Below are 21844 nucleotides of genomic sequence, written 5' to 3'. Positions count from 1 at the left end.
CCGTTGGGTTTACCTGCCCTGGGCATAAAAAAACCGGCCAGCTGGCCGGTTTTGTTGCGGATCAGACGGATCAGCGCATGGTCACAAACTCTTCCGCCGCAGTCGGGTGGATCGCCACGGTGTTATCGAAGTCTTTCTTCGTTGCGCCCATCTTCAGTGCCACCGCGAAGCCTTGCAGGATCTCGTCCATGCCGAAACCAATGCCGTGGATGCCGACGATCTTCTCCTCCGGGCCCACGCACACCAGCTTCATGCGGCATGGCTGACGGTGCGAGGTGACCGCGGTATACATCGCGGTAAACGCCGATTTATACACTTTCACCTGGTCATCGCCGTACTGCTCACGCGCCTGCGGCTCGGTTAAGCCGACGGTACCGATTGGCGGGTGGCTGAAGACCACGGTCGGGATGTTGCTGTAGTCCAGATGTTCGTCCGGCTTGTTATTAAACAGACGCTCGGAAAGACGACGCCCCGCCGCCACGGCAACCGGCGTCAGCTCTACGGCGCCGGTGTTATCACCGACGGCATAAATGCCACGAACGCTGGTGTTCTGGAACTTATCAACGACAATGTAGCCTTTTTCATTGGTTTCCACCCCGGTTGCGGCCAGGTTGAAGTTGTCGGTGGCCGGTTCACGACCAATCGCCCAGATCAGGCAATCAACGGTCTGGCTGCGACCATCTTCCAGCTCCAGAGTCAGGCTACCGTCCGCATTTTTCACCACCGCTTTTGGCACGGCGTTGGTGTGCAGGGTTGGGCCTTCGGCGTTCATCACCTCGACCAGCGTGTCGACGATCAGCGGGTCAAAGCTGCGCAGCGGCGCGTGTTTACGCACGAACAGGTGCGCTTCCGCTCCCAGGCCGTTAATCACGCCAGCCAGCTCAACCGCGATGTAACCTGCGCCCACAATGGCCACGCGTTCTGGCAGAGCAGGCAGCTCGAAGAAACCGTCGGAGTCGATACCGTATTCCGCGCCCGGAATGTTCGGGTGGCTCGGACGGCCGCCGGTGGCGATCAGGATGTGATCGGCGGTGATCGTCTCGCCGTTCACTTCGATCGTCTTCGCATCCACGAAACGGGCGAAGCCGCGGATCACGTCGACGTTATTCTTGCCCAGCACGTTATCGTACGAGGTGTGAATACGGTCGATGTAGGCGGTACGGCTGGCGATCAGTTTATCCCAGTCGAAGTGGTTGATGGTGGTGTCAAAGCCGTAGTCCGGGCCATACATATGGATAGCTTCACGGATTTGCGCGGCATGCCACATCACTTTCTTCGGTACACAACCCACGTTCACGCAGGTGCCGCCGAGTTCTTTGGCTTCAATCAGCGCACACTTCTGGCCGTACATGGCTGCACGGTTGATGGAGGCGATGCCGCCGCTGCCGCCGCCGATTGCGATGTAGTCATAATGCTTAGTCATAGCGTTGTCCTTAATCGTGAATTGCCGCGATTGTATACCTGAAATCAATAGTTTACACCGATGGCTGCGATTACTCCGGTACGATCCAGCTCACGGTGGCGTGACCCGTACCGGCTGGCACCAGCGTTTTGTGCAGCCACGGCAGCACGTTGTTCATCTGCGCTTCGAGCTTCCACGGCGGGTTAATGACGATCATGCCGGACGCGGTCATGCCGCGCTGGTCGCTGTCAGGGCGCACCGCCAGCTCAATTTGCAGGATTTTACGAATGCCGGTCGCTTCGAGGTCTTTGATCATGCGTTTAATTTGCGCGCGCAGCACTACCGGATACCACAGGGCATAGGTGCCGGTCGCAAAGCGTTTGTAACCTTCGTTAATGCCGGTCACCACCGCCTGATAGTCGGTTTTGATTTCGTACGGCGGGTCGATCAGCACCAGGCCGCGACGGGAAACCGGAGGCAGTTTGGCTTTCAGCTGCTGGTAGCCATCGGCTTTGTCCACGCGGGCGCGGTTATCTTTCTGAAACTCAGAACGCAGCAGCGGGAAGTCGCTCGGGTGCAGCTCTGTCAGCTGAAGGCTGTCCTGCTCACGCAGCAGCTGGCGGGCAATCAGTGGTGAACCCGGGTAGTAACGCAGTTGGCCGTTGCGGTTGAAGTGATTCACCACGCCAATGTACGGCTCCAGCTCGGCAGGCAGATCGTCCTGCTGCCAGATACGCGCAATCCCTTCCAGATATTCACCGGTACGCTCGGCATGCTCGCCGCTCAGCTGATAACGGCCCGCGCCCGCGTGGGTGTCCAGATAAAGGAACGGTTTATCCTTTTCTTTAAGCGATTCGATGATCAGGCTCTGAACGGTATGTTTGAGGACGTCGGCGTGGTTGCCTGCGTGGAAGCTGTGGCGATAACTGAGCATGGGTAATGATATTCCGCTGAATTGACGATTTGCCACAGTTTACAGCAGAACGGCACAGATTACCCGCAGGCCCGGTAAGCGCGGCTATTGAAATCCTCTACACTTAACCCCATTACTGAAAACAATATGCACAGCGCCGGATGCGCGCTTCATTCATCTATTTCAACAGGACAGCGTTTATGACCAATCCATTACTGACGCCTTTTTCGTTGCCACCGTTTTCTAAAATCCTCCCTGAGCATGTGGTTCCGGCCGTTACCCAGTCGCTGAACAACTGCCGTGCGGCGGTAGAAAGCGTGGTCGCGCAGGGCGCGCCGTACACCTGGGAAAATCTGTGTCAGCCGCTGGCCGAAGTGGACGACGTGCTGGGGCGTATCTTCTCCCCGGTGAGTCACCTGAACTCGGTGAAAAACAGCCCGGAGCTGCGTGAAGCCTACGAACAGACCCTGCCGCTGCTCTCTGAGTACAGCACCTGGGTCGGTCAGCATGAGGGGCTCTACAAAGCCTACCGCGACCTGCGCGACGGCGACCACTATGCCGAACTGAACACGGCGCAGAAAAAATCGGTCGATAACGCCCTGCGTGATTTCGAACTGTCCGGGATTGGCCTGCCAAAAGAAAAACAGGTTCGCTACGGCGAAATCGCCGCGCGCCTGTCCGAGCTGGGCAACCAGTACAGCAACAACGTCCTCGACGCCACCATGGGCTGGACGAAGCTGATTACCGATGAATCTGAACTGGCGGGTATGCCGGAAAGCGCGCTGGCGGCGGCAAAAGCCCAGGCCGAAGCGAAAGAGCAGGAAGGCTTCCTGTTAACGCTGGATATCCCAAGCTATCTGCCGGTGATGACCTACTGCGACAACCAGGCCCTGCGCGAAGAGATGTACCGCGCCTACAGCACCCGCGCCTCCGATCAGGGGCCGAATGCCGGTAAGTGGGACAACAGCCCGGTGATGGCGGAGATCCTCGCCCTGCGCCACGAACTGGCACAGCTGCTGGGCTTCGACAGCTATGCCGATAAATCCCTTGCCACCAAAATGGCCGAGAACCCACAGCAGGTGCTCGACTTCCTGACCGATCTGGCGAAACGCGCCCGTCCTCAGGGTGAAAAAGAACTGGCTCAGCTGCGCGCCTTTGCGAAAGCGGAGTTCGGCGTGGACGAGCTTCAGCCGTGGGATATCGCGTACTACAGCGAAAAACAGAAACAGCACCTCTACAGCATCAGCGACGAACAGCTGCGTCCGTACTTCCCGGAAAACAAAGCCGTTAACGGCCTGTTCGAGGTGGTGAAACGCATCTACGGCATTACCGCGAAAGAGCGTACCGACATCGACGTCTGGCATCCGGACGTGCGCTTCTTCGAGCTGTATGACGAGAAAAACGAGCTGCGCGGCAGCTTCTATCTGGATCTTTACGCGCGTGAAAACAAACGTGGCGGGGCGTGGATGGACGACTGCGTGGGCCAGATGCGTAAAGCGGATGGTTCCCTGCAAAAACCGGTCGCCTACCTGACCTGTAACTTCAACCGCCCGGTGAGCGGCAAACCTGCGCTGTTTACCCACGATGAAGTGATCACCCTGTTCCACGAGTTCGGTCACGGCCTGCACCACATGCTGACCCGCATCGAAACCGCTGGCGTCGCCGGTATCAGCGGTGTGCCATGGGATGCGGTCGAGCTGCCAAGCCAGTTTATGGAAAACTGGTGCTGGGAGCCGGACGCGCTGGCATTTATCTCCGGCCATTACGAAACGGGCGAACCGCTGCCGAAAGAACTGCTGGATAAAATGCTGGCGGCGAAAAACTACCAGGCGGCGATGTTCATCCTGCGTCAGCTGGAGTTCGGCCTGTTCGACTTCCGCCTGCACGCCGAGTTCAGCCCGGAGCAGGGGGCGAAAATCCTCGAAACCCTGGCTGAGATTAAAAAGCAGGTCGCGGTTATTCCAGGCCCGACCTGGGGACGCTTCCCGCACGCGTTCAGCCATATCTTCGCAGGCGGGTACGCCGCAGGCTACTACAGCTACCTGTGGGCCGACGTGCTGGCGGCAGATGCCTTCTCGCGCTTCGAAGAAGAGGGGATTTTCAACCGCGAAACCGGTCAGTCGTTCCTTGATAACATCCTGACGCGCGGCGGTTCAGAAGAGCCTATGGAGCTGTTCAAACGCTTCCGTGGCCGCGAGCCGCAGCTGGATGCGATGCTGGAGCATTACGGAATCAAAGGCTGATTGCTACGTGAAGATCTGCTTAGTAGATGAAACAGGCGCCGGGGACGGCACCTTATCTGTTCTGGCGGCCCGCTGGGGGCTGGAACATGATGAAGACAACCTGATGGCGCTGGTGATGACGCCGGAACATCTGGAGCTGCGCAAGCGCGATGAGCCAAAGCTTGGCGGGATTTTTGTCGATTTTGTCGGCGGCGCGATGGCGCACCGGCGTAAGTTTGGCGGCGGTCGCGGTGAAGCGGTGGCCAAAGCGGTCGGCATTAAAGGCAGCTATCTGCCGGACGTGGTGGATGCCACGGCGGGGCTGGGGCGCGATGCCTTTGTGCTGGCGTCTGTCGGCTGTCGGGTGCGGATGCTGGAGCGTAATCCGGTTGTCGCCGCGCTGCTCGACGACGGGCTGACGCGGGGCTACGCGGACCCGGAAATCGGCCCGTGGTTACAGGAACGTTTGCAACTTATTCATGCCTCCAGCCTGACGGCGCTGACCGATATCACCCCGCGCCCGCAGGTGGTCTATCTCGACCCCATGTTCCCGCATAAGCAGAAAAGCGCGCTAGTGAAGAAAGAGATGCGGGTGTTTCAGTCTCTGGTGGGGCCAGATTTAGATGCCGATGGCCTGCTGGAGCCGGCTCGTCAGCTGGCGACGAAGCGGGTGGTGGTGAAGCGGCCGGACTATGCGCCGCCGCTGGCGGACGTTGCGACCACTAACGCGGTGACCACCAAAGGACACCGATTTGATATTTATTCGGGAACGCCAGAATAAAAAAGCCGGGTGGCGGCTTCGCCTTACCCGGCCTACATTCAGTGCCGCTTGTAGGCCCGGTAAGCGTTAGCGCCACCGGGCTTTTTTGCACTTACTCGTCTTCTTCGTCACGCAGTGGAACAATCAGCATATCCACGTGTACGGTGTTAATCAGCTGGCGCGCGGAAGACATCAGCTTGCTCCAGAAGTCCTGGTGATGACCGCATACCACCAGGTCCATATCGTATTTCTTAATCGCATCAACCAGCACCTGGCCCAGATCGCCGCTACCGCTTAAGGTTTCAGTGATTGGATAGCCCGCGTTGGTAGAAAGCTCGCTCAGCGCGTGGTGAGTCTCTTCGGAGATGCGTTTCTGCATATCGCCGAGATTCACGTCGATCAGACCGGTGTAGAGGTCGGAGTAATTCACATCAACGTGAATCAGCGAAACTTTCGCGTTGTAGGGACGTGCCATGGATACTGCTTTATCAACCAGCACTTTACTCTCCGGGGAGAGGTCTACCGCGATGAGAATGTGTTTGTAAGCCATAGTGTTACTCCTTCCTTAAGTTATCGATGACTAAATGGGAAAGCCGTCGTCTGATGCTTTCATTACGGCCCAGTTAAACATATTTTTCAAGCTTTGGTGTTGATAACGATTAACCTTGTGGCAAAAAAATTAACGGATCTCCTACACTATTTAATGAGCCGTTCGGATATTAAAACGCGAACCGGATCGACTTTTGGTCATTCTTTCACTGAACTGTCTGTCAGGGCATTGGGGTGCGGTAGCTCAGGAGCCTTGCTTCGTGGGCGGACGCCGGGGAGGATGTATGATTAGCACCGTCGCATTGTTTTGGGCGTTATGCGTGGTTTGCATAGTGAATATGGCGCGCTACTTCTCATCGTTACGTGCGCTGTTAGTGGTACTTCGTGGTTGCGATCCGTTGCTTTATCAGTATGTGGACGGTGGAGGGTTCTTCACCTCGCACGGACAGCCCAGCAAGCAGATGCGTCTGGTGGGGTATATCTACTACCAACGCTACCGCGATCACCACGATGAAGAGTTTATCCGTCGCTGCGAGCGCCTGCGTCGTCAGTTCATTTTGACCAGCGCCCTGTGTGGTCTGGTTGTGGTGAGTATGATTGCGCTGATGATTTGGCACTGAGCATAAAAAAAGCGGGCCAGTTTCCTGACCCGCTTTTTTGTCGCCTTCAGCCGATTAAATCAGCTTCAGCGAAATCCAGTACAGACCGCCAGACAGCAGGATGGACGCCGGGAGGGTGAACACCCAGGCCATCAGGATGTTGGTCACGGTTTTACGCTGCAAACCGCCGCCGTCAACAATCATGGTACCTGCCACGGACGAAGAGAGTACGTGGGTGGTGGAGACTGGCATACCGGTGTAGCTCGCCAGACCGATAGATACCGCTGCCGTCATCTGCGCGGACATACCCTGCGCATAGGTCATGCCTTTCTTACCGATCTTTTCACCGATGGTGGTCGCCACACGACGCCAGCCAATCATCGTACCGATACCCAGCGCCAGTGCGACCGCCATGATGATCCAGATTGGCGCGTACTCAATGGTGTTGAGCATATCGCCTTTCAGTTTCTTCAGCAGACGTTGGTCGTCAGCATTAACCTCTGGCAGCTTCGCGACTTTATCCGTCACGTCGGAGATACAGAGCATGATGCGACGCAGTTGACCACGCTGTTCAACAGCCAGTTTGTCATAGCTTTCGATATCGGCCAGCATGCCTTTCGCACGTTCCAGCGCGTTAATCGCGTTTGCCGGATGGCAATGGAACTCGCCCGGTGCCGTCGTTGCGCCTGACTCCGGAGACGGAATCAGCTGGTCCACGCCGGTCGCTTTCTTCAGCAAATCAGGATGCTGCTGGAAGTAAGTCTCAACGTTGTTTACCGCATCACGGGTACGGGTGATTTCGTAACCGGAGGCGTTCATGTTAACCACGAAGCCCGCCGGTGCGACGCCAATCAGAACCAGCATCACCAGGCCGATACCTTTCTGACCATCGTTCGCGCCATGAGAGAAGGCGACGCCAATAGCGGAAATGATCAGCGCGATACGCGTCCAGAACGGCGGCTTTTTCTTGCCGTCTTTCTTCTCACGCTCTGCTGGCGTCAGATGGATACGCGCACGTTTTTTCGTGTTGCTCCAGTAGCGACGCAGGATGAAAATCAAGCCACCCGCCACCACCAGACCGACGATAGGGGAGATGATCAGAGAGCCGAAAATGCCGATAACTTTCGGGATGTTCAGCGCATCAACGACGGAGGTCCCGGTCATCAGGGCATTGGTTAACCCGATACCGATAATCGCGCCGATGAGGGTGTGAGAGCTGGATGCCGGCAGGCCGAAATACCAGGTACCGAGGTTCCAGATAATCGCAGCAAGCAGCATTGAGAACACCATGGCCAGGCCATGACCGGAACTCACGTTAAGCAGCAGATCCGTTGGCAGCATATGCACAATGGCATACGCAACGCTCAGTCCGCCCAGGAGGACACCAAAAAAGTTAAATACCGCCGCCATCACGACCGCAAGCTGCGATCGCATTGCGCGAGTGTAGATAACCGTTGCTACTGCGTTTGCAGTGTCGTGGAAGCCGTTGATCGCTTCGTAAAACAGCACAAAAACCAGAGCAAGCAATAATAAAAGCCCGGTATGTAAATCCAGGCCGGCAAACAAATGTAGCATAGGACGTTACGCCATTTTGAGGACATGAACGCGGCGCATTATCCAGGACAAATGCGCAACGGGCAAAGTGAAATATAGACTTTTTTTGACATACCACCTGATTTGAGAAATGTGCCTGAAAGGATAATCTTTAAATATCAATGAAATGGCTTTGTAATATCTTTTTACGCTGGTGCGACCACTGAGGAAACTTTACAATCCGCGGCAGTTAACGAAGAGGATTTTGACGTGGAAAGGTTTGATGCCGTAGTAATTGGCGCCGGTGCGGCGGGTATGTTTTGTGCGGCGATGGCCGGACAAGCGGGTCGTCGCGTGCTGCTGCTGGATAACGGAAAAAAGCCTGGCCGCAAGATCCTGATGTCTGGCGGCGGGCGATGCAACTTTACTAATCTTTATGTCGAGCCTGCGGCCTATTTGAGCCAGAACCGTCATTTTTGCAAATCTGCGCTGGCGCGCTACACCCAGTGGGATTTTATCGAGCTGGTGGGTAAACACGGTATCGTGTGGCATGAGAAGACGCTGGGGCAGCTGTTCTGCGACGACTCCGCGCAGCAAATTGTCGATATGCTGGTGGCCGAGTGCGAGAAAGGCGGCGTAGTTATGCGCCTGCGCACCGAAGTGCTGGACGTCGCCCGTGACGAGCAGGGCTACACGCTGCAACTCAACGGTGAAACCGTCAGCGCCGATAACCTGGTGATCGCCAGCGGCGGCCTCTCGATGCCGGGTCTGGGCGCCTCACCGTTCGGCTATAAAATCGCCGAGCAGTTTGGCCTGAAGGTACTGCCCACCCGCGCCGGGCTGGTACCGTTCACGCTGCATAAGCCCCTGCTGGAACAGCTTCAGACGCTCTCCGGCGTGTCTGTGCCGTCGGTCATTACGGCCGAAGACGGCACGGTGTTCCGCGAAAATCTGCTCTTTACCCATCGCGGACTCTCGGGCCCGGCGGTATTGCAGATCTCCAGCTACTGGCAGCCGGGGGAGTTTGTCTCCGTAAACCTGGTGCCGGACTGCGATCTGGACGCCTTCCTCAACGAGCAACGCGCCGCGCACCCGAATCAAAGCCTGAAAAATACCCTGGCGATGCAGCTGCCGAAGCGTCTCGTGGAGTGCTTGCAGGTGTTAGGGCAAATTCCGGATGTCGCGCTCAAGCAGCTCAACAGCCGCGAGCAGGAAACGCTGGTGGAGACGCTGACGAACTGGCGCGTACAGCCAAACGGCACCGAAGGTTACCGCACGGCGGAAGTGACGCTGGGCGGCGTGGATACAAACGAACTCTCATCCCGCACGATGGAAGCCCGCAACGTGCCGGGTCTTTATTTCATTGGTGAAGTGATGGACGTGACCGGCTGGCTCGGCGGGTATAACTTCCAGTGGGCGTGGGCCAGTGCCTGGGCATGCGCGCAGGCACTCGCTGAAAAGAACGGTTAATATTTATTTTTTTAGCGTGCTGCGTCCTTATCGGGTCCACGCTTTTTATTGTGTGCATGGTGTTTTGTCTTCTTAAAAGGGTTGTCTATGTCCGCTGCTCATCTCGGTTTCCCGACGGAAACCGTTGTTGTCTTCGTGGTGATGGCCGTTGGGGCGATGTTTATCGACCTCTTCATGCACCGTCACGATAAACCGATCTCGCTGAAAAGCGCGGTCATGTGGTCCATCTTCTGGGTCATGATGGCGATGGCCTTCGCCGGATTCTTATACGTGCACCACGGCGCGGAGATGGCCAGTCTGTTCCTGACCGGCTATGCGCTGGAAGAGGTGCTCTCCGTCGACAACCTGTTTGTGATGATGGCGATCTTCGCCTGGTTCGGCGTGCCGGATAGATATCGTCACCGCGTGCTCTACTGGGGCGTGCTCGGGGCGATTGTGTTCCGTGGTATTTTTGTTGCCATTGGCACCAGCCTGCTGAGCCTGGGACCGTATGTTGAGGTCATTTTTGCGCTGGTCGTCGGCTGGACGGCGGTGATGATGCTGAAACGCAATGAAGAGAGCGATGAAGTAGAAGATTACTCCAACCATCTGGCGTACCGCCTGGTGAAACGCTTCTACCCGGTGTGGCCAAAAATCAGCAGCCATGCGTTTATCCTGACCCAGAAAGAGGTGGATGCCGAACTGGAGAAACCTGAAAACAAGGATGTGATGGTAGGCCGCGTGAAGAAGGCGAAGCGCTACGCGACGCCGCTGCTGCTCTGCGTCGCGGTGGTGGAGCTGTCCGACGTGATGTTCGCCTTCGATTCCGTACCCGCAATCATTGCCGTCAGCCGTGAGCCGCTGATCATCTACAGCGCAATGATGTTCGCGATCCTCGGCCTGCGTACCCTCTACTTCGTGCTGGAAGCGCTGAAGCAGTATCTGGTGCATCTGGAGAAAGCGGTAGTGTTACTGCTGTTCTTCGTGGCGTTCAAGCTGGGGCTGAATGCGACCGACCACTTCTGGCATCACGGTTATAACATCGGCGCCACGGCAAGCCTGTTTGTGGTGCTGGGGGTACTGGCGCTGGGGATTATTGCGAGCGTGATGTTCCCGGGAAAACGTGAGGCCTGATGTACCGCTTTTCTCCCTCTCCCTGTGGGAGAGGGCCGGGGTGAGGGCACCGGGCCGCACCTAACCCTTAATTGGTGAATTTCGGCGCTTGCTCGGATGATGAAAATGCCGCCAGTGCGGATCCTGCGCCGCCGCCAGCAACTCGTGGTCGCCACGCGTGTCGCCCCAGGCGCGCAGGTGATACGCGTTCAAATCCCCATACACCTTCTCCAGCCTCGCTACCTTCTGGGCACAACGGCAGTTGTGGCCGGTGATCCGCCCGGTCAGCTTGCCGTCTTTCACTTCCAGCTGCGTGCCAATCAGCTTAATGCCGAGCTTATCGGCCCACGGCTGCAATACCAGCGCCGGGGAAGCAGAGCAAATCGTCACTTCCGCACCGGAATTGACCTCGTTGGCGACGGCCAGCACACCTTCCGGGCGCATCAGCTTGTTCCAGTATTTTTCACAGAAGGCTTCCGCCTGCTGACGTAACCAGTGCTCATCCACCCCCGTCAGGAAGGTTTTGATCAACACCTCTTTCAGCTCATCTCGCGTCAGCTTGCGGCGCACACAGTGCAGCGTAGGCAGGGCCATGCGCACCAGTCGGCCAGCAAAGTAGCGCTTGCCAAAGGCAAAGCGCAGGAACGGGATAAAACTGTCGTGGTGCGTCAACGTACCATCAAAGTCAAAGACAGAGAGCACGCTGGACTTCGCCACGGCTTCGTCGGCAATCATATTGGTCATAAATACGTCTTAGCTGAAATACACATTCTGTTCACTAGTTTACCTGCTTTACCTTCACAGTCCTTATATCAGGTCGCATTTTTTCCTGAACCTGTGGCCTGACGGGTCAAACAATGTCATCCACCACGCCGCCGTCAACGCGCAGCGCCGCGCCGGAAGTCGCGGAGGCCTGCATGGAACAGACATATACCACCATATTTGCCACTTCTTCCACCGTGGCGGCGCGCTGGATCACCGAGCTGGGGCGATTCGCCATCACGAACTCTTTCGCCAGCTGTTCCAGCGATTTACCGGTTCTTTCGATCTCGTCTTTCATCATCGCGGCAAAACCGTCCGACATTGTCGGGCCCGGCAGCACGCTGTTCACCGTCACGCCACTGCCTGCCACGAACTTCGCCAGACCGCGCGCCAGCGAGAGCTGGGCGGTTTTTGTCACGCCATAGTGGATCATATCCGCAGGAATATTGCAGGCCGATTCTGACGAGATAAACACTACCCGACCCCAGCCCTTTTGTACCATGCCGGGCAGCAGGGCACGGGAGAGGCGCACGCCGGACATCACGTTGGTCTGCCAGTAGCGTTCCCAGGTCTCGTCGTCGGTGGAATAAAAATCCTGCTGGCCATAGATCCCGGCGTTATTCACCAGAATATCGACGTGCGAGGCGACCCTGAGCAGTTCGTCAACGCCCTCCTGCGAGCTTAGATCGGCTATGGCGGCACGGACCTGTACGCCCGGCACCACCTGCTGTAGCGCCTGAATGCCTTTGTTCACCGAGTCGACGCTGCGCCCGTTCACGATCACTTCCGCACCGCTCTCCGCCAGCCCGCGGGCGATGGCAAACCCAATACCGCCGGTGGACGCGGTCACCAGCACTACTTTCCCCGTTAAATCAATTTTCATCATTCGCTCCTTGTCATCTTATGGTTCAAAACTTAAAGCGTAGCAGTTGATGATGACGGCTCCTGTTTAAAAAGGCGCAACAGCGTCTCAACCTGCTCGTCCAGCGGGCTGAGGGTGCGTTTGACGATGAGGTGCAGCGGCGTGGCGCGACGTACGCCGTGGCTGAGCGGCAGCGTTTTAAGGATGCCCTGCTGGAGCGGAGTCTGAATGCGTTCTTCCGGTAACCAGCCGTATCCAACCTGATACATCACCGCTTCGATCGCGGCATCGATGGTGGAGAAGGTCCACGACTCCCCGGTGGGGTGAGCGGTGGGCTGGCTGTCTGCGATCTGAATGCGCGGCCACGGTCGTAGCATCTCGTCGTTAAGCGGTGTATCCAGCGCAAACAGCGGGTGAGCGTGATGCGCGACGGCAACAAAATCGATATTCATCAGCCATTCGCCCAGGCCGGTAATGTCCTGGCGGCGGGTTAAGACCATCACGTCGGCTTCATCATTGAGCGCATCCGCGCGGCTGTTTTCCAGCACCTCGGTAAGCCGCACCTGCGTTTGCGGGTACAGCTGCTGAAACTGGCGCAAAATCGCGAACAGCCGGCTGCGCGGAAAAATACTGTCTACCATCAGGTCGATACGGGTTCGCATCCCGCTGCGCAGGGTCGCAGCGCGCGTTTCAACATAGGCGAAGGCTTTCAGCAGCGGTTTAACCTGATTCAGCAACAGCTCACCCGCCGGTGTCAGCACGGCACGCCGTCCCTCTGTCATCAGGAGCGCCACGCCCAGCCGCTCCTGCAACAGCGACAGGTTATAGCTGACCGAGGACTGGCTGCGGTGGGTCTCTTCCGCCGCCTTAGCGAAGCTGCCAGCCTCGATGACTCTCTCCAGCAAGGCCCACTGTTCGAGCGTCGTCTTGTGCATAATTAATCTAAATTTTGGATGAATTTGATTCAAACATAGCGTTATTTATTCATTTTTTGAAGGGGTACGATCGTCTCATCAAAACAAAGGAGACATCGTATGAGCACCTTCGATAAACATGATTTAAGCGGCTTCGTCGGCAAACATCTGGTATATACCTACGATAATGGCTGGAATTACGAAATTTACGTTAAAAACGAAAACACCCTGGACTACCGTATTCACAGCGGTCTGGTGGGCAACCGTTGGGTGAAAGATCAGCAGGCCTACATTGTTCGCGTTGGGGAGAGCATCTATAAAATTTCCTGGACGGAGCCAACCGGTACCGACGTGAGCCTGATCGTGAACCTGGGAGACAGCCTGTTCCACGGCACCATCTTCTTCCCGCGCTGGGTCATGAATAATCCGGAAAAAACCGTCTGCTTCCAGAACGATCACATTCCACTGATGAATAGCTACCGTGATGCCGGGCCAGCGTATCCAACCGAAGTGATTGATGAATTTGCCACCATCACCTTCGTGCGCGACTGCGGTGCGAATGACGACAGCGTTATTGCGTGCGCGGCCAGCGAGTTGCCAAAAAACTTTCCGGAAAATTTAAAATAAGATCGGGAACACATGAACGAGACATCGGCCATGTTGGTTTTAACCGGCATGGCCGTTTTTTATGCCGCAGAAATACCGGAATAAGTAACCGCTTCCGCCGTTAAGGTGAAAGGCGTAGGGGTACAGACCGCCAGGCTCAGCGAGCCGAAGCGTAGCTGACTGACCGGGAGGGGCTGGGCGGTGCTGTCAATACTGACAATCTGCCACGCGCTGCCGCCACGCTGTTTGACGATTGCCTCTTTGCGCGTCCAGATGCGCCAGAATGCGGAAAGCTGCTCTTCCGGCGCTTCACGTTCCAGCTCGTCATGTTCGGTGAGGCTGAAAACGGCATTCGCCAGCGCCTGCCAGTTTTCCCGCGGGCGGATCACTTCGATATCGCAGCCCACTTCACCTTCATCGCTCATCAGCAGGGCAATGTCGTCCCCGCTGTGGCTCAGGTTAAACCACAGAGGATGGCCGTTAGCGAAGGCCGGTTTTCCCTGCTCGACGTAAATTATCTCGGGAAGCGGTGAGGGGGATAAGGTTCTGGCGAGCAGCGTCCGGCCTGCAAGCCAGGAAGCGTGTCGTGCACCCTGAGGTGCCATGTCTGCGAGCGTTGACGCCAGCGGGTCCGCGCTAAGGGTGGAGATCTTTCCCAGTACAAACTGGTACATAGTTACGCCCAGCGTTTAATGATTATCGAGGTATTGATGCCGCCAAAGGCAAAGTTATTGCTCTGAATAAATTCGCAATCAATCGGGCGGGTTTCCCCCATAATATAATCTAAAGCGCCGCATTGCTCATCCGGTTGTCTTAAATTGAGCGTTGGCGTGAACCAACCCTCCCGCATCATGTGCAGACTCAGCAAGGCTTCCAGCGCGCCGCAGGCACCCAGGGTATGGCCGAAATAACTCTTTAAGGAAGAGATGGGCACGCTGTCGCCGAAAATGGCGGCGGTCGCCTGACTTTCGGCGATATCCCCGCGATCGGTTGCCGTGCCGTGGGCAGAAATGTAGCCAATCTCCTGAGGGCCAAGGCCCGCCATCGCCAGCGACTGCGCCATACACACCTGCATGGTTTCACGCTGGGGCTGGGTGATGTGCGCCGCATCGCAGTTGGTGGCAAAGCCCACGATCTCGCCATAGATTGTCGCCCCGCGCGCTCTGGCGTGATCCAGCTCTTCCAGCACCAGCGTGCCCGCCCCTTCGCCAATCACCAGGCCATCGCGCTGAACGTCAAACGGCGACGGCGTGGTTTTTGGCGCGTCGTTACGCTGGCTTGTGGCAAACAGGGTATCGAAAACCGCCGCTTCCGACGGGCACAGCTCTTCCGCGCCGCCTGCCACCATCACCGTCTGGTAGCCGTGACGAATCGCTTCCCAGGCGTAGCCAATCGCCTGGCTGCCAGAGGTACAGGCGCTCGAGGTGGGGATCACCCGTCCGCGCAGGCCAAAGAACAGCCCGGTATTCACCGCCGTGGTGTGCGGCATCATCTGCACGTAGGTGGTGCCGGTGATGTTGTGGGTGTGCTTTTCGGTGAGCATAGAGGCAAACTCGCTGACCGGCCCGGTGCTGCCGGTCGACGAGCCGTAGGCGATGCCGGTCTGACCGTTGGTCAGCACCGCGTCGTCGATCAGTCCCGCCTGCTCCAGCGCCAGCTCGGTGGCGCGGGTAGAGAGCAGCGACACCCGGCCCATGGCGCGAATGCGCTTACGGGTATAGTGAGTGGGGAGAGTGAAATCTTCAATCGGCGCGGCGAGCAGGGTTTGCAGGCCGTCATACGCCTGCCACTCCGTCATGGTACGCACCGCATTTTCATACTCGCGCAGACGGCGCGAGATGGTCGGCCAGTCCTCGCCGAACGCGGTGACGCCGCCCATGCCCGTAATCACTACCCGGCGGGTCATAGCATGCCTCCGTTAATCGAAATCACCTGACGCGTCACATAGCCTGCTTTATCCGACATCAGGTAACTCGCCAGCCCGGCGACCTCCTCGGCCTGGCCCATACGCTGCATCGGGATCATCGACATCGCCGCGTGCAGCGCGGCTTCGTCCATCTCGATCATGCCGGTATCGATCAGCCCCGGCGCGATGCAGTTGACGGTGATTTTGCGTTTTGCCAGCTCGGTGGCGAGCGCTTTGGTGGCGCCGATGATCCCGGCTTTCGCCGCGCTGTAGTTCACCTGCCCACGGTTGCCCATAATGCCTGACACCGACGACAGGGTGATGATCCGCCCGCCCTTGCGGGTGCCGATCATCGGCATAATGCAGGGATGAATGACGTTATAAAAACTGTCGAGATTGGTGTGGATCACGCTGTCCCAGTCATCGTCGCTGAGCGCCGGAAAAGCACCGTCGCGGGTAATACCGGCGTTACTGACCACGCCATACCACGCGCCGTGGTCAGCGATCTCCTGTTCCAGCACCGTGCGGCACTGCTCGCGGTTGCCCACGTCGAAGGTGAGTAAACGGCCCGCGCCGCCTGCCTGGACAATCGCTTCCAGCGTCTCCTGCGCGCCCGCTTCATCACGATGGTAATGCACGCCGACGGTGTAACCGTCCGCCGCAAGCTGAAGGGCGATAGCGCGGCCAATGCCTTTGCTGGCGCCGGTGACCAGTACGGATCTCATGATGGTGTTCCCTGGTTGAAAAGTGTGGTTAATTCTTCCTCGCTCGGCTGGAAGGTGTTCACGCGGCCCGTGGCGAGGGAGACACTATCCGCATGAATGGTGCACTCGAAGCTGCCAAAGCGTTCATCCTGCATCAGACGTTCGATGGTGATGATCAGCGTGCTGCCTGCGGCAAAATGCCCTGCGTCGCACACCAGCTCGCGCGCGCCCAGCACCATGCCCAGCGCACAGTGCGGCAGCCCTTTTTGCATCCGGTGCCATTCAGACCAGACGCCCACGGTCTGGGCCATCAGCTCCAGCGCAAACCAGCCAGGCAGGTTGCCGTCCGCGTCCAGGAACGGAGCCAGAACGCCCCGATCGTTCACCGTCACGCTGCAAACGGCGCAGTCATCGGTGACGCTTTCCACGCTCTCAAGCAGCAGCATCGGCGTGTCGTGAGGAAGATAATCCCCGGGAGGTAAGTAGCGCATCATACCCTCCCCAGCAGAAGGCTGGCGTTGTTGCCGCCAAACGCGAAGGAGTTTGACAGGATCGCCGGTTTATTCAGCGGTGCGCTCTGGTGCAGCAGGCCGAAGGCGGGCAGGGTGTCGTCTGGTGCGTAGCGGGAAAAATCCTGCGGCGGCAGCGGCAGGTCTCGGGTCAGGATCAGCCAGCTCAGGGCGGCCTCGGTGATCCCCGCTGCGCCCAGCGTGTGGCCGGTAAGATGTTTCGTGGAGCTGCACGGCACGCGGTCGCCAAAGAGATCGTGGATCACCTGCGCCTCAATGCGATCGTTCAGCGGCGTAGCGGTGCCGTGCAGGTTGATATAGCCGACGTCCGCCGCCGTCATGCCCGCCTCGTTCAGCGCCTGGTTGATGGCGCGGATCGCCCCTTCGCCCTGCGGATGCGGGGCGGAAATATGGTACGCATCGCTGGATTCCCCCGCGCCCAGGAGCGCAACCTCGCCCGGCTCGCGGGTCAGCACCATCAGTGCCGCCGCTTCGCCAATGGTGATCCCCCGACGGTGGCGGCCAAACGGTTCGCACAGGGTTGGGGAGAAGGACTCCAGGCTGTTGAAGCCGTTGACCGGCATGCGGCTCAGGCTGTCGGCCCCGCCGACGATGGCGACGTCCACCAGCCCGGCGTCAATCAGACGACGACCGCTGACGATCGCCCGCGCGCTGGAGGAGCAGGCGGTTGAGATGGTATACGCCGGGCCGTCCAGCGCAAGCCAGCGGGCGAGAAAGCGCGACGGATCGCCCAGCTCCTGCTGCGGATATTGCCACTGCGGGCTGCTCTCGCCGTTCTGCGCGCGGCGCACGTACTCATCACCCTCGTCCAGCCCGGAGGTGCTGGTGCCCAGAACAACCGCCACGCGGTCGCGCCCCACGCGCGCAATGGCCGCATCGACGGCGGGCCGGATTTGCGCCAGCGCCGCCAGCAGCAGTTGGTTGTTGCGGCTGCGATGCGCAGAAAAAGACCCGGGGACAGGGGGAAGTTCACCCTCCACGCCCCCCAGCACGGCCTCGGGTAAGCCCTGTAGCCAGCCTGCACGCTGGCGCATCCCGGGGGCCACACCAGCGATCAGGTTCGCCGCTATTTCATCAGCCGAGTTGCCGAGTGCGTTGACCATGCCAACGGCAGAAAGGTAAATCATCTCAGTCACCCAGATATTGAATGGTGATGTGGTAGTGAAAAGCGTGCTGCACAATGCTAATCGGTTCGCGCCTGCCGTTACGGTTCAGGTAGACAATTTCCGTGACCAGTTTGCCATCGGGGTTGCGCAGTTCGCGTCTGGTGTCAGTATCGTTCAGCGTCCAGCCTTTCGGCAACTGCGGCTGCCAGGCGCTGAGCGGCCAGTGGCTCAGCATCACGTCGGCCAGCACCTGGCTGGCGGGCGGCAGCTGCGGCATCACAACCGACTGCTCGGTGTGGATCCCGGTGTCGTCGTAGGTGGCGAGGAACAGGCGGATCCCGACGGAGGAGAGGCCGGCAAGCGTCACTTTATTTTCATCGGCGTTAAGCATTACCAGCAGCGACTGGGTCTGGCCTTTAAAACTGCCGGTAAGCAACTGCTGCGCGCGGATGGCAGGCGTGATGCCCGGCGGGGGCAGCGTGACGCGGGTGCCGGGCTGGAGCCAGGCCTGAGGGCGTGCATCATCGCGGTTCGTCGTATGGCTACACCCCGCCAGCAGCAGGGCCAGCATCACTGCCACCAGGCGAATGAAACGGGTCATGGTAAGTTCTCTTTGTTAGACGGCATCGCCAGCGGGGCGAGCAGGAACGCGGTGAAGATACCGCTCACCAGCACAATGCCAAAGCTGCTGATGGCCTGAGTGGTGCTGAACACCAGCATCCCCAGCGTCAGCAGGGTAGTCATCATGGCGAGGGTAATCGCCAGCATGGAGGTCAGCGGCGTGCCGCGCGGGTTGCTGAAAAACAGCGTGTAATTAATGCCAATGCCGAGGACCAGCACCAGCGCCAGCAGGGAAAACAGGTTCACCGGATGGCCCGTCATGGCCAGCGCCGCCAGCCCGCCGGCCAGCGACAGCACGGATGGCACCAGCGCCACCAGCCCTTTTCGCCAGCCGAGGCGTAACATCGCGCCGCAGGCAATCACCGCCAGCGCCACGCCCAGCAGCCCCGTCAGCAGCGAGCGGTAGAGCGCAAACAGGCTGTCGAAGCTGGCCTTACGGTCAACCCAGACGACCCCGGGATGGCGGGCGGCCAGTTCGCCGAGCGCGGCGCTGTTTCTGACGCCATCGACCGGGACCAGCACACCGCTTTTGCCGTCCGGCAGCGTCAGCCACAGCAAACGCCAGCCCTCGCTGGCCGGGCTGGCGAGCCACGCTTCCACGCTGACAGGCATGGCGTTCAGGTTCGGTGGGACGGCGTTCAGCCCCGTGCTTTGCAGCATTTTCATCACCGTCGGCGCGGCGTTACGCAGAAGATGCAGATCGCTGTTCTGCCGCGCCAGCGAGTTCAGCGGCAGGGTGCGCCAGCGGGTTAATTCACCGGCTTTTTGCGCCTGCGCCAGCGCCGGGGTAAACGCCTCCAGCCGCTCCAGCGTTTCCTGAGCCGACGCGCCGTACACCACGAACCACTTCTGATCGACATTTTGCCCGGTCAGGGCGGTGATGGTTTTTTCCTGCGCCAGAATGTCCTGCGGCAGCGCCTGAAGCCGGGCGATATCGTCATCCACCCGCAGGCTGGCGATCCCGATGGCGGAGAGCAGCGCCAGCGCTACCGGCAGCCCGACAGAGAGGGCTTTACCGTCGCGCCAGGCGTTCAGCCAGCGCTGCATAATCCCTCTCAGGGGGACCGGGCGGACCGGCATGCCCCGGCACAGCCACGGATGCCAGAACATTACCGTCAGGCACGAGGCGCTCAACCCTGCGGCGGCGAACACCGCCATCTGACGAATGCCGGGGAAGGGGGCCAGCATCATGAAGAGATACGCCACGACGGTGGTCAGCAGCGCCAGCAGCAGCGCGTTACGTACCTTCGCCAGGCTTTGCCAGGGCGAGTGTTCCGCGCCGTGCACCATCCGCTCCGTGAGGTAGTAAATCGTATAGTCCGCCGAGATGCCGATGATGCTCATGCTCATCACCAGCGTCATCAGGTGCAGTTCACCGAACAGCAGCAGCGTCACGACCGTCCCCGCCAGCGCGCCGATGGCAATGGAGAGCAGGCTCAGCAGCAGCGGACGCACGGAGCGAAACACCGACACAATCAGCAGGATCACCCCGAGCACCGTGGCGACGCCAAGCGTGGAAATATCGTTTTTAGCCTGCTGGCTGGCGTAATCGCTGTAGAACACCGTCCCGCGCGAGAGCAGCTGCGCCTGTGGATACTGGCTTTTCAGCGTCTGCTGCAACGCGTTAAGGGTGGTCACCAGCTGGTGGGTTTGCTGCATATCAAACGATGAGCCCGCCAGCTCGCCGTGCAGCAGATACCAGTAGTTCCCGGCCGCATCTTTTGTCACCAGCCAGCCGTCCATCAGCTGCATCTTCTGGCTGTTTTTCGCCAGCGCGAGCTGCGCGCCGCGCATCAGCATCAGCGGATCGTTTTGCAGCTCCTTGCCGCTCACGCCGGAAAAGGCGGAGTAGAGCTGGGACAGGATCCACTGGGCCTGTGCTTGACCGCCGTTTTGCAGGCGGGCGCGGGTGGCCGGATCGACCAGGCCATTGCGGTGTTGCCAGAAGAAATCTCCCCAGGCCTGTTGCCCGGCGGCATCCAGCGGACCTTTTACGACACTCAGCGCCTGGCTGCGTTGCAGCAGGGTTAACCACTGCTGCGCCACGCGCGGGTCCGACTGTTTGCCGGGGCTGACCAGCCAGATGAGCTGGCGGTCGAGGCGCTGCATAAATCCGTCGTTGAGAGCGGGAGGGATCGCGCCGAGCGTCTGTTTCGGCAGCATGGCGAGCACGCTGCTGTTCAGCCGCGCGCCGGGCAGCAGCGACAGCAGCACGCCCAGCAGGATCAGGCATACCGCGGCCCACAGCAGCGACGGGCGCAGGGCGTTACGGTGCGGCAAAGCGCTGGCGTTCTGCATCGGTCAGGCGGGCGGGCGTCAGTTGGTGGCGGGAGAGGGCGATATCCGTCGTGTCGCCCTGCTTATCGTTCAGGCGAATGGATTCCAGATAGATCGCGCCCTTCAAATCAAGGGTAGAGAAAATCTTGTCCAGCGGCGTGGTGACGGGCGTCAGCACCAGCGACCAGCGGCCTTCGCCCAGGTCTTTGAAATCGACGCGGAAGTTCTCTTCCAGCACCTTGCGGTCGGCCTGGAACAGCGCCCGCAGCAGATGGTTGAACTGGAACATCTGCGGGTTAGTGTCGGCGGTAATGGTCTGCGGCGACTGACCGTTGACGATTTGCACCATCCGTTTGTCATCCAGCAGCAGCGTCATCGGGAACGGCGCTTTTTGATCCCACAGCAGGCCATTGTCACGGGCGATCAGCATCTCCCCCTGCGAGCGCAGGGGCTGAGGCATATCCTTGATCGTGCGGATCTGTTCGAAGTGTGCGCGCACCACCGGTTGCTCCGCAAACCGCTGTTGCAGTTCATCCAGCGTGATCGCGTTCACCAGCGGGCTTACCAGCAGCGCGAGTAGCGTTATCCATTTCATGGCGCGATCCCCATGCGTTCGAACAGAATGGCCGGGCTGACAAAGCACATCTCCCGGCTTGCTTCTTCCACCGCCACCTGAATCGTGTAGCCGGTGGTGGTGCGTTTCCCGGTTTGCGCGTCGAAGATTTGATAGGCGATGCGCAGACGGTTTTCAACCTCTTCAATGTGGGCGCGGACGCGAATGCGCTGCTCGAAGGTCACCGCGTCGCGGTATTTCACCCGGGTATCCACCACCGGCCAGACGTAGCCGGACGCTTTCATCTGGCGATAGCCGTAATCAAACTGGTTGAGCAGCGCTTCGCGGGCAATCTCAAAGTAGCGGAAGTAGTTGCCGTGCCACACCACGCCCATCATATCGACGTCGTGGAACGGAACGGTGATTTCAACTTCAGCCGTAAAGCGGGGATCGGTCAGCACCC

The 21844-nt window shown here is 59.0% G+C and carries 22 protein-coding genes; 6 read left to right on the top strand and 16 right to left on the bottom strand.

Features of this window, described 5'->3' with window-relative positions; translation table 11 throughout:
* Positions 1-70 precede the first annotated feature (70 nt).
* Together gorA and ACWKXX_RS16180 are read right to left on the bottom strand one after the other, a co-directional pair.
* Entirely contained in the window at positions 71-1423 is a 1353-nt protein-coding gene (gene gorA, locus ACWKXX_RS16185) for a glutathione-disulfide reductase (RefSeq protein WP_032649786.1), read from the bottom strand.
* A gap of 70 nt (positions 1424-1493) precedes the next feature.
* A complete protein-coding gene (locus ACWKXX_RS16180) occupies positions 1494-2336 on the bottom strand; it encodes a 23S rRNA (adenine(2030)-N(6))-methyltransferase RlmJ (RefSeq protein ID WP_006808562.1) in 843 nt (280 codons plus the stop codon).
* Positions 2337-2515: 179 nt separating this feature from the next.
* Between ACWKXX_RS16180 and prlC the strand changes: the two genes are divergently transcribed.
* Together prlC and rsmJ are read left to right on the top strand one after the other, a co-directional pair.
* On the top strand, positions 2516-4558 hold the full coding sequence (prlC, locus tag ACWKXX_RS16175; RefSeq protein WP_045348756.1) for an oligopeptidase A: 2043 nt from the start codon (positions 2516-2518) through the stop codon (positions 4556-4558).
* Between the two features lie 7 nt (positions 4559-4565).
* Positions 4566-5318: a 16S rRNA (guanine(1516)-N(2))-methyltransferase RsmJ gene (gene rsmJ, locus ACWKXX_RS16170; RefSeq protein WP_261665922.1), complete on the top strand. Its 753-nt coding sequence runs from the start codon at positions 4566-4568 to the stop codon at positions 5316-5318.
* 91 nt (positions 5319-5409) lie between these two features.
* Here the strand turns inward: rsmJ and uspA are convergent, their stop codons facing one another.
* On the bottom strand, positions 5410-5847 hold the full coding sequence (gene uspA, locus ACWKXX_RS16165; protein WP_003861223.1) for a universal stress protein UspA: 438 nt from the start codon (positions 5845-5847) through the stop codon (positions 5410-5412).
* A gap of 283 nt (positions 5848-6130) precedes the next feature.
* On the opposite strand from uspA, the gene uspB reads away from it, so the two are divergent.
* Positions 6131-6466, top strand: coding sequence for a universal stress protein UspB (uspB, locus tag ACWKXX_RS16160; protein ID WP_003861224.1), 336 nt, complete (start codon positions 6131-6133; stop codon positions 6464-6466).
* A gap of 54 nt (positions 6467-6520) precedes the next feature.
* Here uspB and pitA read toward each other — a convergent pair whose 3' ends face one another.
* Complete coding sequence (gene pitA, locus ACWKXX_RS16155) at positions 6521-8020, bottom strand: inorganic phosphate transporter PitA (protein WP_017384176.1); 1500 nt, start codon at positions 8018-8020, stop codon at positions 6521-6523.
* A gap of 228 nt (positions 8021-8248) precedes the next feature.
* Here pitA and ACWKXX_RS16150 point away from each other — a divergent pair, with 228 nt between their 5' ends.
* On the top strand, positions 8249-9448 hold the full coding sequence (locus ACWKXX_RS16150; protein ID WP_261665923.1) for a BaiN/RdsA family NAD(P)/FAD-dependent oxidoreductase: 1200 nt from the start codon (positions 8249-8251) through the stop codon (positions 9446-9448).
* Positions 9449-9535: 87 nt separating this feature from the next.
* Positions 9536-10561: a TerC/Alx family metal homeostasis membrane protein gene (locus tag ACWKXX_RS16145; RefSeq protein WP_015571505.1), complete on the top strand. Its 1026-nt coding sequence runs from the start codon at positions 9536-9538 to the stop codon at positions 10559-10561.
* Between the two features lie 60 nt (positions 10562-10621).
* Here ACWKXX_RS16145 and ACWKXX_RS16140 read toward each other — a convergent pair whose 3' ends face one another.
* From ACWKXX_RS16140 to ACWKXX_RS16130, 3 genes are all read right to left on the bottom strand, one after another.
* Complete coding sequence (locus ACWKXX_RS16140) at positions 10622-11284, bottom strand: HAD family hydrolase (RefSeq protein WP_003861228.1); 663 nt, start codon at positions 11282-11284, stop codon at positions 10622-10624.
* 106 nt (positions 11285-11390) lie between these two features.
* Entirely contained in the window at positions 11391-12185 is a 795-nt protein-coding gene (locus ACWKXX_RS16135; RefSeq protein ID WP_261666491.1) for an SDR family NAD(P)-dependent oxidoreductase, read from the bottom strand.
* Between the two features lie 32 nt (positions 12186-12217).
* The gene (locus tag ACWKXX_RS16130) at positions 12218-13099 is read right to left on the bottom strand and encodes a LysR family transcriptional regulator (protein ID WP_017384098.1); all 882 of its coding nucleotides are present in this window, start codon (positions 13097-13099) and stop codon (positions 12218-12220) included.
* Between the two features lie 99 nt (positions 13100-13198).
* Here ACWKXX_RS16130 and ACWKXX_RS16125 point away from each other — a divergent pair, with 99 nt between their 5' ends.
* Complete coding sequence (locus ACWKXX_RS16125) at positions 13199-13705, top strand: phenolic acid decarboxylase (RefSeq protein ID WP_165730923.1); 507 nt, start codon at positions 13199-13201, stop codon at positions 13703-13705.
* Between the two features lie 59 nt (positions 13706-13764).
* Here ACWKXX_RS16125 and acpT read toward each other — a convergent pair whose 3' ends face one another.
* Genes acpT through ACWKXX_RS16080 form a run of 9 tightly spaced genes read right to left on the bottom strand, consistent with a single transcriptional unit; the run spans position 13765 to position 21842 of the window.
* Positions 13765-14358, bottom strand: coding sequence for a 4'-phosphopantetheinyl transferase AcpT (acpT, locus tag ACWKXX_RS16120; protein WP_261665924.1), 594 nt, complete (start codon positions 14356-14358; stop codon positions 13765-13767).
* 2 nt (positions 14359-14360) lie between these two features.
* Complete coding sequence (locus tag ACWKXX_RS16115) at positions 14361-15590, bottom strand: beta-ketoacyl-ACP synthase (RefSeq protein ID WP_261665925.1); 1230 nt, start codon at positions 15588-15590, stop codon at positions 14361-14363.
* A complete protein-coding gene (locus ACWKXX_RS16110) occupies positions 15587-16318 on the bottom strand; it encodes a 3-ketoacyl-ACP reductase FabG2 (protein WP_032620974.1) in 732 nt (243 codons plus the stop codon). The genes ACWKXX_RS16115 and ACWKXX_RS16110 overlap by 4 nt, the downstream gene beginning before the upstream one ends.
* A complete protein-coding gene (locus ACWKXX_RS16105) occupies positions 16312-16785 on the bottom strand; it encodes an ApeP family dehydratase (RefSeq protein ID WP_261666492.1) in 474 nt (157 codons plus the stop codon). Before ACWKXX_RS16105 ends, ACWKXX_RS16110 begins: the two co-directional genes overlap by 7 nt.
* Positions 16785-17951, bottom strand: a complete 1167-nt coding sequence (locus ACWKXX_RS16100; protein ID WP_023304573.1) for a beta-ketoacyl-[acyl-carrier-protein] synthase family protein — start codon at positions 17949-17951, stop codon at positions 16785-16787. Before ACWKXX_RS16100 ends, ACWKXX_RS16105 begins: the two co-directional genes overlap by 1 nt.
* Before the next feature lies 1 nt (position 17952).
* On the bottom strand, positions 17953-18531 hold the full coding sequence (locus ACWKXX_RS16095; RefSeq protein WP_032620976.1) for a DUF3261 domain-containing protein: 579 nt from the start codon (positions 18529-18531) through the stop codon (positions 17953-17955).
* Positions 18528-20849 (bottom strand): MMPL family transporter, encoded by a 2322-nt coding sequence (locus ACWKXX_RS16090; RefSeq protein ID WP_261665927.1) that lies wholly within the window; start codon positions 20847-20849, stop codon positions 18528-18530. The genes ACWKXX_RS16095 and ACWKXX_RS16090 overlap by 4 nt, the downstream gene beginning before the upstream one ends.
* Entirely contained in the window at positions 20818-21423 is a 606-nt protein-coding gene (locus ACWKXX_RS16085) for an outer membrane lipoprotein carrier protein LolA (RefSeq protein ID WP_023295558.1), read from the bottom strand. Before ACWKXX_RS16085 ends, ACWKXX_RS16090 begins: the two co-directional genes overlap by 32 nt.
* A complete protein-coding gene (locus ACWKXX_RS16080) occupies positions 21420-21842 on the bottom strand; it encodes an acyl-CoA thioesterase (RefSeq protein WP_006812302.1) in 423 nt (140 codons plus the stop codon). Before ACWKXX_RS16080 ends, ACWKXX_RS16085 begins: the two co-directional genes overlap by 4 nt.
* Positions 21843-21844: the final 2 nt, after the last annotated feature.

The sequence above is a fragment of the Enterobacter sp. UPMP2061 genome (assembly GCF_053709615.1).
The sequence above is the reverse complement of the archived record's forward strand: the minus strand, read 5'-3'. Positions and strand labels throughout refer to the sequence as shown.